9 protein-coding genes are annotated in these 12,618 nt (G+C 63.4%); 4 read left to right on the top strand and 5 right to left on the bottom strand.

The genetic code is table 11. From position 1 onward, the window contains the following. Position 1 precedes the first annotated feature (1 nt). Positions 2–1,057, bottom strand: coding sequence for a transporter substrate-binding domain-containing protein (locus E1B25_RS13535; RefSeq protein WP_132830049.1), 1,056 nt, complete (start codon positions 1,055–1,057; stop codon positions 2–4). A 150-nt stretch (positions 1,058–1,207) separates the two neighbouring features. Here E1B25_RS13535 and dapE point away from each other — a divergent pair, with 150 nt between their 5' ends. The 4 genes from dapE to E1B25_RS13515 all read left to right on the top strand — a co-directional run bounded on the left by dapE (position 1,208) and on the right by E1B25_RS13515 (position 6,697). Next, positions 1,208–2,353, top strand: a complete 1,146-nt coding sequence (dapE, locus tag E1B25_RS13530; RefSeq protein ID WP_132830048.1) for a succinyl-diaminopimelate desuccinylase — start codon at positions 1,208–1,210, stop codon at positions 2,351–2,353. Between the two features lie 10 nt (positions 2,354–2,363). Continuing rightward, on the top strand, positions 2,364–2,936 hold the full coding sequence (locus E1B25_RS13525) for a TIGR04282 family arsenosugar biosynthesis glycosyltransferase (RefSeq protein WP_132830047.1): 573 nt from the start codon (positions 2,364–2,366) through the stop codon (positions 2,934–2,936). A gap of 53 nt (positions 2,937–2,989) precedes the next feature. Then, positions 2,990–5,248 (top strand): ribonuclease R, encoded by a 2,259-nt coding sequence (gene rnr / locus E1B25_RS13520; RefSeq protein ID WP_132830046.1) that lies wholly within the window; start codon positions 2,990–2,992, stop codon positions 5,246–5,248. A gap of 114 nt (positions 5,249–5,362) precedes the next feature. Then, on the top strand, positions 5,363–6,697 hold the full coding sequence (locus E1B25_RS13515; RefSeq protein WP_132830045.1) for a lytic murein transglycosylase: 1,335 nt from the start codon (positions 5,363–5,365) through the stop codon (positions 6,695–6,697). A 381-nt stretch (positions 6,698–7,078) separates the two neighbouring features. Here the strand turns inward: E1B25_RS13515 and E1B25_RS13510 are convergent, their stop codons facing one another. The 4 genes from E1B25_RS13510 to E1B25_RS13495 form a co-directional block, all read right to left on the bottom strand. Further along, positions 7,079–8,257: an ABC transporter permease gene (locus tag E1B25_RS13510; RefSeq protein WP_132830044.1), complete on the bottom strand. Its 1,179-nt coding sequence runs from the start codon at positions 8,255–8,257 to the stop codon at positions 7,079–7,081. Positions 8,258–8,333: 76 nt separating this feature from the next. Then, positions 8,334–9,929, bottom strand: coding sequence for an ABC transporter permease (locus tag E1B25_RS13505; RefSeq protein WP_132830043.1), 1,596 nt, complete (start codon positions 9,927–9,929; stop codon positions 8,334–8,336). 186 nt (positions 9,930–10,115) lie between these two features. After that, on the bottom strand, positions 10,116–11,222 hold the full coding sequence (locus tag E1B25_RS13500; RefSeq protein ID WP_132830042.1) for an extracellular solute-binding protein: 1,107 nt from the start codon (positions 11,220–11,222) through the stop codon (positions 10,116–10,118). Between the two features lie 92 nt (positions 11,223–11,314). Continuing rightward, complete coding sequence (locus E1B25_RS13495) at positions 11,315–12,415, bottom strand: ABC transporter ATP-binding protein (RefSeq protein ID WP_132830041.1); 1,101 nt, start codon at positions 12,413–12,415, stop codon at positions 11,315–11,317. Positions 12,416–12,618 lie beyond the last annotated feature (203 nt).

The following is a 12,618-nucleotide window of genomic DNA, read 5'->3' as shown; positions in this document are numbered from 1 at the left end:
CTCAGCGCCGCACACCGAACCACTTGCGATAGATCCGGTCATAGGTTCCGTCCTCGCGCAGGGCCAGCAGCGCCTGATTGACGTCTTCGACCAACCGGCTGCCGGTGGGAAAGGCGATGCCGTAATTCTCGCGCAAAAAGATCGGCCCGGCCAGCCGGGCCACGTCGCGCCCGGCGTGATTGGCGTAATGCGACAGGATCGGCGCATCGAAAACCACCACATCGGCCCGGCCGTCTTCAAAGGCCCGCAGCATCGGGTCCAACCCGTCAAACGCGTCATAGCCCACTTCGCGCCGGTCAAGGAATCCGGCGGCCGTCGAGCCCTGGATCGTGGCCACCCGCCGGCCATAAAGGTCGTTGACCGAATTCACCGATCCGCTGATCGCCTCGACTGTCATGACCGAGGTGATCTTGGCGACAAAGACCGACACGATGAACAGCGACGAGATCACCAGGATCACGCCCAGAAACCGCCCCAGCAGGGTGCGCGGCACCCGCTCTTCAAAGCCGCCATTTACCACCAGATTCAGCGCCCACCAGAACGAGGGAAACCAGGCCTCGTGCACAGGGCGGTCGAAATAGGGCTGCGCACGACGCTCAAACGCCCACATCAGCATTCCGCCGCCAAGCAGCAGCAGAAAGGCCGCGCCGATCGCCAGCAACAGATCGCGCGACAGGATCGTCCGCCACAGCGACGATCCCGACGACTCATCGGCGGGCACCATCATCTGCAACCCGGCCTCAAAGATCGGCTGGCTGAAATCCAGCACGCTTTCGCGCGCGGCGGTGATCGAGATATTGGCGATGGCCAGATCGGCCCGACCGTCGGTCACGGCCCCCAGCATCTCGCTGAACTGACCCACCCGATCGACGCGATAGTCCCAGCCCAAGGCCTCGGACAGGGCAACCAGAAGATCCATCGAGAATCCGCTCTCGTCCTCCCCCTCGACCATCGAAAAGGGGGGGCGGGTGACCGTGGTCACCGTCAGGGTCTGGGCGGCGGCGCATTGCACCCACAGCGTCAACCCCACCGCGAAAGCAGCAAATAATCTTTTCATCTGTCCCGGTTTTTTCTTTTTTGCTTACGCAGAAACGATGCAAACGGCAAGACAACCGTGGCGGCAAGCGCCCGGCGGGGTTGGCATCGCCTGTGTTTGCGCCCAAATTGACGCGGCTCAACGCCACCACCCCCCAAAGGACCACGACCCATGACTCAAACCGACCCCGCACGCCTGACTGCCGACCTGATTCGCTGCCCCTCGGTCACGCCAGAGGAGGGCGGCGCGCTGGTGCTGCTGGAAACGCTTCTGGGCGCGGCGGGATTCGACTGCACCCGCGTTGATCGCGGCGGGGTGGCCAACCTTTTTGCCCGCTGGGGCAAGAAGGGGCATGCGCGCAGCTTCGGCTTCAACGGCCATACCGATGTTGTGCCGGTGGGGGACGAGGCCGCCTGGAGCGTGCCGCCGTTTGGCGCGGTGGAACGCGATGGGGTGCTGTATGGGCGCGGCGCGACCGACATGAAATCAGGCGTTGCCGCCTTTGCCGCCGCCGCCATCGACTTTGTCACCGCCACGCCCCCTGACGGGGCGGTTCTCCTTGCCATCACCGGCGATGAAGAGGGCGACGCCGTCGACGGCACCGTGGCGTTGCTCGACTACATGACGCAGACGGGTGAGACGATGTCGGCGTGTCTGGTGGGCGAACCCACCTGCCCCGAGACCATGGGCGAGATGATCAAGATCGGGCGGCGCGGATCAATGACCGCGTGGTTTACCGTGGTGGGCAAGCAGGGGCATTCGGCCTATCCGCACCGGGCCAGAAACCCGCTTCCTGCGATGGCGCGGCTGATGGATCGGCTGGCCGGCCATGAGCTGGATCGCGGCACCGATCATTTCGATCCCTCGACGCTGGCAGTGGTGACCATCGACACCGGCAACCCCGCCACCAACGTAATCCCGGCGCACTGCAACGGCACCGTCAATATCCGCTTCAACGACACCCATACTGGCGCGGGCCTGACTGGCTGGCTGCGGGCCGAGGCCGATCAGGTGGCAGAAGAATTTGGCGTCACGGTCGAGATGAAGGTCAAGATCTCCGGCGAAAGCTTCCTGACCCCACCGGGCGCGCTCTCTGATCTGGTCTCGGCGGCGGTGGCGGCCGAGACCAGCGTGACACCGGAGCTGTCGACAACCGGCGGCACCTCGGACGCCCGGTTCGTCAAGGACCACTGCCCGGTGGTGGAATTCGGGCTGGTCGGTAAGACCATGCACCAGGTCGATGAATGCGTGCCGGTGGAGCAGATCCACCAGCTCAAGGCGATCTATACCCGCATCCTGAAAGACTATTTCACCTGAGGCCCGGCGCATGCGCGCCACCTTGATCGTGATGGTGAAACAGCCGCGCCCGGGCCAGGTAAAAACCCGGCTGGGGCGAGAGATCGGCCACGTGCCGGCGGCGTGGTGGTACCGGCATCAATGCGCGCGGTTACTGCGCCGTCTGCGCGACCCGAGATGGCAGATCGTGCTGGCTGTGGCGCCGGATCGGGCCCTGCGCGCACGGGTCTGGCCATGGGATTTGGCACGCCTGCCGCAAGGCGGCGGCGATCTGGGCGCGCGGATGTCGCGACTGTTGCGCAGCTGCCCCGGCCCCACCTGCCTGATCGGGTCGGACATTCCCGATGTCACGCCCCGCCACATCGCCCGCGCATTCGCGCTGCTGGGCACGCAGGATGCGGTCTTTGCCCCGGCGGCGGATGGCGGCTTCTGGTTGGTTGGTGCGCGACATCCCCACCGCCTGCCCCGCACGGCGTTTCATGGCGCGCGCTGGTCCAGCGAAACTGCGCTTGCCGATAGTCTCGCCACCCTGCCCGGGCTGCGCATCGCGCTTGCTGATACGCTGAGGGATGTGGATCAAGCCGCCGATCTGCACCACGGCTGAGCGCATCGCTTTTTCGTCATGACGCGGCGCGCGCGCCGTGCTAGGCCGGACCCATGACGCGCATTCCCTCAAAACAGGAAATCCTTGACTGGATTTCAGCCCACCCCACCCAATCGTCCAAACGCGATATCGCAAGGGCGTTCGGGATCAAAGGCTCCGACCGGATCGACCTGAAACGGATCCTGAAAGAGCTCGAAGCCGAAGGCCATCTGGAAAAGCGCAAGAAAACCTATCGCGATGCCGACAGCCTGCCGCCCGTCACCGTGTTGCAGGTCAAGGCACCGGACAGCGATGGCGACCTGTTCGCGCGGCCGCTGGAATGGCATGGCGAGGGGGTCGAGCCGATCGTCTTGGTCGTGCCGCGCGCCTCTGACCCTGCACTGGGCGAGGGCGACCGCATTCTGGCGCGGGTGAACGCCGTGCATGAAGAAGATCACAATTACGAGGCGCGGCTGATCCGCCGCATCGGCACCAATCCAAAGCGCATTCTGGGCGTCTTTCGCAAAGGGGCCGAGGGCGGGCGTATCGTGCCCATCGACAAGGGCACCGGCACCGAATGGACCGTCCCCGAGGACGCCCGCCATGGCGCCAAGGACGGCGAGCTGGTCGAGGCCGAGCAGTCGGGGCCAAAGGGCCGCATGGGCCTGCCGCGTGCGCGCATCACCGACCGGTTGGGCGACCCCAGCGCACCCAAGGCGGTGTCGCTGATCGCAATCCACCAGCACGGCATTCCCGATGCCTTTCCCGACGAGGTCATCGCCGAGGCCGACGCCTGCAAACCCGTTGGGCTGAACGGGCGCGAGGATCTGCGCGATCTGCCCCTGATCACCATCGACCCCGCAGATGCGCGCGACCGCGATGACGCCTGTCTCGCCCAGTTGGACGACGACCCGAAGAACCCCGGGGGATTCGTGATCTGGGTGGCGATTGCCGATGTGGCGGCCTTTGTCCGCCCCGGCAGCGTGCTGGATCGCGAAGCGCGCAAGCGCGGCAACTCCTCCTATTTCCCGGACCGGGTGGTGCCGATGCTGCCCGACCGGCTGTCGGGCGACCTGTGTTCGCTGCATGAAAACGTGCCGCGCGCCTGTGTCGCCGTGCGGATGCAGATCGACGCCGAGGGCAAGAAGATCGGCCATCGCTTTGCGCGCGGGTTGATGCGCTCGATCGCCGCCTTGCATTACGGCGAGGTGCAGGAGGCCATTGACGGCACCCCCAACGAGCTGACCGAACCGCTGTTGGAGCCGGTGCTCAAACCGCTTTATGCCGCCTACCACGCCCTGCGCAAAGCGCGGGAAAAGCGCCAACCGCTCGATCTCGACCTGCCTGAACGGCGCATCATCCTGACCGAGGACGGCAAGGTCGGTTCGGTCAATTTCCGCGACCGGCTGGATGCGCACCGTTTGATCGAGGAATTCATGGTTCTGGCCAACGTGGCCGCCGCCGAGACCTTGATCGCCAAACGCTCGCCGCTGCTGTTCCGTGTGCACGAAGAACCCGCACCAGAAAAGCTGGAGGCGCTGCGCGAAACCGCGCAGGCGGCCGGGTACACGTTGGCCAAGGGGCAGGTGCTGCAAACCCGCCATCTCAACGCGCTGCTGAATCAGGCTGCGGGCAGCGACGATGCCGAACTGATCAACATCTCAACCCTACGCTCGATGGCGCAGGCCTATTACAGCCCCGAGAATTTCGGCCACTTCGGTCTGGCACTGGCGCAATACGCGCATTTCACCTCGCCGATCCGCCGCTATGCCGACCTGATCGTGCACCGGGCGCTGATCGCCGCGCACGGATGGGGCGACGACGGGCTGAAAGCCGACGAGATCGAGCAACTGGAACAAACCGCCGTGCATATCTCGGAGACCGAGCGACGCTCGATGATCGCCGAGCGCGACACCACCGACCGCTATCTCGCCGCTTATCTGAGCGAACGGGTGGGCAATGAATTCCCCGGACGGATCAGCGGCATCGCGCGCTTTGGCGCCTTTGTGAAACTGGACGAAACCGGCGCCGACGGGCTGATCCCGATCCGCACGTTGGGGCGCGAATACTTCCATTTCGACAGCGAGGCCGGCACGTTGATGGGGTCTGACACCGGGCTGACCATCGCCATCGGCCAACGCGTCACCGTGCGTTTGGTCGAGGCCGCACCGGTGACCGGCGGGCTGGAGCTGGAGTTGCTGACACTTGAGGACAAGGCACTGCCGCGCGGCACCCGTGGGGGCGGCGCGGGCCGGAGTGCGCCACCCCGGCGCAAGTCGGTGCGGGCCAAGAAGAAGGCTGACAAGACCAAGCGCAAATTGCGCCGCAGCTAAGCGGACGCGCACCGGCACAAAGGCGCCGTCTCGGGCCACCCGCCGATTGCCCGCTTTCGCGATTCCCGCTTTCGCGCTAGATTCAGCTTGAGCAGTCTAGCAGGACAACAGGACATGCGTGTTTGGATATATGCGGCGGGCCTCGCCCTGATCGGGACGGGCCCCGGTATCGCAGAGGCCGTTGACCGGTCGCCGCGGCCAGTGCACCGCGCCTTTGACGCCCCCGAAACGGTGGGGCGCGCCTCGTCTTCCGTCTTGATTTCGCTGCGGCCCAGCCTGCGGCCCGACACCGTTGGATCAGCTACGCCCCCCATCGACACCCGCGCCGAGAACGCCCGTTTCCAGAACTGGATTGGTGCATTCAAGCAACGTGCAATTGCCCAAGGCATCCGCGCCGATGTGCTGGAGCGCGCCTTTGAAGGGGTGAGCTTTGATGCGGATGTAATCCGGCGCGATCGCACCCAATCGGAATTCAGCAAACCGATCTGGGAGTATCTGGACAGCGCCGCCTCGGACGAGCGGGTCGCCAACGGGCGCGCCGCGCTGCAGCAGCATCGCGCAACGCTGGACCGGATCGAACGGCGCTTTGGTGTCGACAAGGAAGTCGTCGTCGCGATCTGGGGAATGGAAAGCGCCTTTGGCAGCTATCGTGGAAGAAACAACGTGGTGCGGTCGCTGTCGACGCTGGCCTTCGAGGGGCGGCGGGCGGCGTTTTTCGAGGCCCAGCTGATCGCGGCGCTGCGCATCCTGCAAAGCGGCGACACCACCCCCGAGAATATGACCGGGAGCTGGGCCGGTGCGATGGGTCATACCCAGTTCATGCCGACCTCTTATCTGGATCATGCGGTTGATCTTACCGGCGATGGGCGGCGCGATATCTGGTCCGACAATCCAAGCGATGCGCTGGCCTCGACCGCTGCCTATCTCAAGCATTTCGGATGGACCAAGGACCAGCCCTGGGGGGTCGAAGTGCGACTTCCACAAGATTTTGATTACGCACTGGCGCAGCGACAAATCAAGAAGACCCCCGGCGACTGGGCGCGGTTGGGGGTGCGCGGCGTCAATGGACGGGCGGTTCCAGATCATGGCAAGGCGGCGATCTTGTTGCCCGCAGGCGGGCACGGGGCGGCCTTCATGGTGTTTGACAATTTCCGTGTGATCGAACGCTACAACGCCGCCGATGCCTATGTGATCGGGGTGGGTCATCTGGCCGACCGTATCGCGGGCGGCGAACCGATCCAGGCAGCCTGGCCACAGGGTGACCGGGGGCTGAGCTTTACCGAGCGCAAGGAGATGCAGCAGCGTCTGACGGCAAGGGGATTCCCGACCGCCGGGGTCGACGGCCGGATCGGGCCGAAAACCATGGCGGCGGTGCGCGCCTATCAGGTGGCGAACGGACTGTTGCCGGATGGCTATGCCTCGCTCGGTCTGTTGAAGCGGTTGCGCTAGAGACGCGCGCCGCGTTTACCCAGGGCATATGGCCTGAGTCGGGGGCCGTGGTCAGGCCCCTGCCCGCCCGTGAACCGGGGAGTCTCGGGGCGGTTTCGTACAGTTTGCCCTGCTGCCCCCGGCCCGCTTTTCGCTGGATTGGGGAGGTTTGACCGCGAAATGTACAAAAGGTGCCGCAGCCCCTGTTTGCGCCCCGCAAAAGGGTTAATTCGCGCGCGATTGTGATCGGGGCGTGGCAAAGTGACGAGGCCCTGCGGGCCCCGGCCTCCGGCGGGGATATTTCCGGTGAAAGGAAAAGCGAGGGCGCCGGTCCCCTTCGGATCGGCGCCCATCGTTTTCAACTCGCGGATGTCCGGCGACCCCAGTGTCGGGGCAGCCCCGTCACTCTGGCGACATGCCGCGCAGGCGTTCGGAGCGGCGGCGCAGCATTTCAACCACGGTGAGCAGGCAGATCGAGATCCCCACAAGGATCGTTGCCACCGCCAGAATCGTCGGGCTGATCTGTTCGCGCAACCCGGTGAACATCTGCCAAGGCAGCGTCTTTTGCCCGGCCGAGCCAACGAACAGCACCACCACCACCTCGTCAAAGGAGGTGATGAAGGCGAACAACCCGCCAGAGACCACACCGGGCAGGATCAACGGCATCTGCACCCGGAAGAAGGTGGTGACCGGGTCGGCCCCCATATTGGCCGCCGCACGGGTCAGCGAGCGGTCAAAGCCCACCAGCGTGGCGGTCACGGTGATGATGACAAAGGGGATGCCCAGCGCGGCATGGGCCAAGACAACACCGAAATACGTGCCCTGCAACCCGATGCGGGAATAGAAGAAATACATCCCCGCCGCCGAGATGATCAGCGGCACGATCATCGGCGAAATCAGGATCGCCATGATCAAACGGCGGAACGGCACATGTTCCGAACTGAGCCCGATCGCGGCCAGCGTGCCGAAGCTGACCGACAGCAGCGTTGCCACCGGCGCGATCATAACCGAGTTGCGCAGCGCCTGTTGCCAGTCGTCGCTGGTGAAGAAATCGCGGTAGTGCCGGAGCGAATAGCCGGCCGGGTCGAACCGCAGCATTTCGGGCGTAAAGGTAAAGAAGTTCTGGGAGTTGAAGCTGAGCGGCATCACCACCAGAATCGGGGTGATCAGGAACACGAGGATCGCGCCGCAGATCACCCGAAACGCGAAATGCCACAGCACCTGTCCCTGGGTCAGATAGGGCGGCAGCTTGGCCCGGTAGCGGCCCTCGTACAGCCAATAGGTGAACCAGCCGAAGAACCAGCCGAAAGCGCCGCCCATGACGGCACCGGGGATCCCCCCCAACAGGTAGCCGCCGGCCAGAAAGAGCGCGGCGATCGCCCAGCGCATCGTCTTTTCGTTTTCGATCACCCGGGTCATGGCCAGCGCCAGCACCGCCATCAGCGCCGCACCGGCGATGATGCCAAGCAGGCCGCTGCCTTGGGCCGTGCCGACAAAGAGCCCGGCAAAGGCCCCGGCGGCGGCGACCACTGGCACGTAAAAGGTGACGGGTGTACGGGAAATCGGGGTCAGTGCAGCCACGTCTCAGTCTCCCTTTCCAAAGGTGCCGATCGATACGGCGGGGCGAGGACGGTTATGTTTCGCGGTGTTCATGGCCCTATCCCAGCTTCACGTTGTCGATGCCGACGACCTTGTCATAGGCCCAGTACAGCAGCATCACGGCGGCGAGCAGGATCGCGCCAAGCGCGGCGCCAAGCCCCCAGTTGAGCGAGGACGAGATGTGATAGGCGATCCGGTTCGAGATGAATGTCCCGGTGGTGCCGCCAACGATCTCGGGGGTGATGTAATAGCCGATCGACAGGATGAAGACGAGGATCGAGCCCGCGCCAATCCCCGGCACGCTTTGCGGGAAATAGACCCGCCAGAACGCCGTCCAATTGGTCGCGCCCAGCGATTTCGCCGCGCGCAGATAGGTTGGCTGGATCGTCTGCATCACCGAATACAGCGGCAGGATCATGAACGGCAGCAGGATATGTGTCATCGCCACGATAGTGCCGAACTGGTTGTTGATCATCACCAGCCGGTCGGCATCGTCGACGATCCCCAGCCAGACCAGCGTGTCGTTGATCACGCCCTGCTGTTGCAGCATCACCTTCCACGCCGAGGTCCGTACCAAGAGCGAGGTCCAGAACGGCAGCAGCACAAGGATCATCAACAGGTTGGCGGTGCGCGTCGGCAGGTTGGCCAGAATCCACGCCACCGGATAGCCCAGCATCACGCAGGACAGCGTAATCACCAGCGACATGAAGATGGTCCGCTTGAACAGCATCATATAGATCTGCTGGTTCTCGGGCCGGGTTTCGATGCCATGCGGGGTTTTCTGCATATCCACGGAATTGAGGAAATAGCCGGGGGTATAGCGCGGCGAGAACGCCTTGATCGTGCCCCAGACCTCCGGGTCCATCCAGTTCTTGTCGGCATCGGCGAATTGATCGCGCAGGCTGACGGTTTCGAACCCGGCGGCGGCCTGCGCCGCCTGGGTGATGCGGGCGTCGCTGGCACCGCTGCCATTGGTTGCGCGCAGATCGAGATAGAGGGTGGTAAAGAGGACATCCTCGATCTTGGTCTTGGCGGGGTCGTCGCCTTCGGTCGCAAGATAGGCGACCCAGCGATCCCAGGTCCGGGCGGTGAAGGGCAGCGCGGCGCGGTCGCCGCTGTCCGCCATCATCGCGACCCATGTGGCCGGGTCTTTCCAGCTTGGGTCCAGCGCGATGAGCTGATCAGTATAGATATCGGTGTCGAACTTGCCCACGCGGCGTCCCGATTTGCGGAACAGCGAGGACATGCCGGTCTTTTCATAGTTCAGGCGGGAGCCGAGCCGGGTGTGCAGTTTTTGTTCCTGCGCGAGGAACAGATCGACATAGAAGGCGTCAAACACCGGTTCGGCGGGCGCTTCGCCGCTCTCGCTATCCCAGCTGTGCAGCACCACGACAGTTTCAGGCAGCGTTTCAGAGACGATCTGGTTCTCGACCGAGCGGAACAACATGTCGGCGATCGGCGCGATAAAGGTCAGCAGCACAAACAGCAGCAGCGGCGCGATCAGCATCAATGCGCGTAACTTCTGCCGTCTGAGGGCGCGGTTGAGGCTGCGTTTGAGCGGCGTACCGTCAGCGGCCAGAACCGGGCCGCCCGGTTCGCCTGCGGGGGGGGGTGCGGCGGCCGCCTGTGGACCGGTGCTCTTGAGATCGCTCATGTCTGTGCCCTCCGCCACGTTGATGACGCTGTCGGCCGCGCGGCGTTCAAGTTCCCTGCCCCGGATATGGTGGTCGGGGCGTTTGTCCTGCGCGGATCGGCGTCATCGCCTTTCGGCGTGCCACCCCGGCAGGGCGGGGGATGGGCCCGGTGACCGGGCCCACCCATCAATCGTTGCAACGGGGCCTTATTTGGCCAGCCACGCCTGGAACTTGGCGTCGATGTCGTCACGATAGTCAGCCCAGAACTCGTAGTTATAAAGGAACGTGTTCGTGGCGTTGTTGGGGTCGGTCGGCATATGCGGCGCCATGTCGATACCCAGATCGGCATGTTTGCCAACCAGCGGTGCCGAGGAGTCACGGGCCGGACCATAGGAGATGTACTTGGCCTGATCTGCCAGACGCTGGGTGTCGGTGGCGAACATCACGAAATCCTTCACCCGGGCCAGACGGTCCGCAGGCAGACCGGCGGGGATGATCCAGCCGTCCAGATCGAACACCTGTGCGTCCCACAGCATGGCGACCGGTTGTTTCTGCTCGACGATCACCGAGAACAGGCGCCCGTTATAGGTCGAGCCCATCACTACCTCGCCATCGGCGAGCAGCTGCGGCGTGTCAGCACCGGCAGACCACCAGATGACGCTGTCCTTGATGGTGTCCAGCTTGGCCAGGGCCTTTTCCTGACCTTCCGGCGTGGCCAGCACGTCATAGACCTCGTCCTTGGCAACGCCGTCACAGAGCAGCGCCCATTCCATGTTGTTGATCGGACGCTTTTCCAGCGCGCGCTTGCCCGGATAGGCTTCGAGGTCGAACACGTCGCAGATCTTGGTCGGCGGGGTGTCGCCCACCAGATCGGTGCGATAGCCAAACGTGGTGGAATAGACGATCTGCGGGATGAAGCAGTCGGAGACCAGCAGGTCGCCGAAATCATCCGCAGCCGAGGTGCCGTCGGGCGCAGCGGCCAGATCGGTGTCCGGGTCGATTTCCATCGCCAGACCTTCGTCGCACAGACGGATGGCGTCGGAGGCGACCACGTCGACCAGATCCCAGGTGACATTGCCGGCCTCGTTCATGGCGCGCAGCTTGGCCACGGCCTCGTTCGAGCTTTCGTCCCAGACCACCTTAACGTCGGGGTGCATGTCCATATAGGGCACGGCATAGGCGTTGACCTGAGACTTTTGATATGCGCCGCCCCAGCTGACCAGGGTCATGTCAGTTGCCATGTCTTCGGCCATCGCCATCGGGGCGAGCAGGGCGGTACTGGCAGCAAGTGCAGCAATAAATTTGGTTTTCATATGTCAGACTCTCCTTGTGGTTATCGCGATTTAGGGTCGCGTTTTCTTGAACACCCCCGGTCTGGTCGCCGGGGTTGCGGCACATTCGTGCCTTAAGCGTCGAGCGCCCGGCAATCTTCGTGAAGCCAGCCGATCTCGATCTGTTGTCCCGGTTTCAAGCGAACCTGATCCGGGGCGTTGCGCGACTTGATGATGAAATCATCATTGCCGGCGACGCTGAGGCGGGTGCGGAACACGTCGCCCATATAGATGAACTCCTTGACCGTCGCCTTGAGCATATGCGCGCCTTCTTTCAGACGCTCTTTCTGGAATTCGACCCGTTCGGGGCGGATCGACACCTTGGTACGCTCGCCCACTTTGGACACGTTGACGGGCATGCAATCAACCATCTCGCCATCGTCGAGCTGGACCAGGGCCAGCCCTTCGCTCAGTTCCTTCACGGTGCCTTCAAGCGTATTGTTCTCGCCGATAAACTGGGCGACGAAACTGTTCTGCGGGCTCTCGTAAAGCTCATCCGGCGGTGCGATCTGCTGGATGCGACCATCATCGAACACGGCGACGCGGTCGGACATGGTCAAGGCCTCGGTCTGGTCGTGGGTCACATAGACCACGGTGATGCCCAGACGGTGCGCCAGGTCGGTGATCTCGAACTGCATCTTTTCGCGCAGCTGCTTGTCGAGCGCGCCCAGCGGTTCATCCATCAACACCAACTCGGGTTCGAACACAAGCGCCCGGGCCAGCGCGATCCGCTGTTGCTGACCGCCCGAAAGCTGTGCCGGACGCCGACCGCCGAAATCGCCCATCTCGACCATGTCGAGCGCACGCTTGACCTTGGCCTCGCGGTCGGACTTGCCGATCTTGCGCACCTCGAGCGGAAAGCTCAGGTTTTCGTTGATCGTCATATGCGGGAACAGGGCGTAGTTCTGGAACACCATGCCAATGCCGCGTTTGTGCGGTGGGATGTTATTGATTGGCCGACCATCGAGTTTGATTTCGCCATGGGTGGCGGTTTCGAACCCGGCCAGCATCATCAGGCAGGTGGTCTTGCCAGAGCCCGAGGGGCCAAGCATTGTCAGAAACTCGCCCTTCGGTATTTGCAGGTTGAGATCTTTGACGACTAGAATTTCGCCATCATAGCTTTTCTGCACACGTTCGAATTCGACGAACGCATCGTTGCTTGATGTATCGGCCAAAGGTGGCTCCCCGTGTAATCGTTAAGTTCGCGATCTGCGCCGCTTTCTATAATGAAATAAACCCTGTTAGCGCCCGTTGTGCAACCCGTTTACTAAAAATGGCCAATTCGGTTTTATTCTCCGGCTCCCACAACAGGCTCTATAGTGGTTGAAATATTCCACGCCACAACATGATGCGACGCCGCTTAATTAGGCAGTTGCAG

The organism is Antarcticimicrobium sediminis (genome assembly GCF_004348975.1).
Classification (GTDB): domain Bacteria; phylum Pseudomonadota; class Alphaproteobacteria; order Rhodobacterales; family Rhodobacteraceae; genus Antarcticimicrobium; species Antarcticimicrobium sediminis.
Note: the sequence above shows the minus strand (reverse complement) of the source record. Positions and strands in the feature narration are given on the sequence as shown.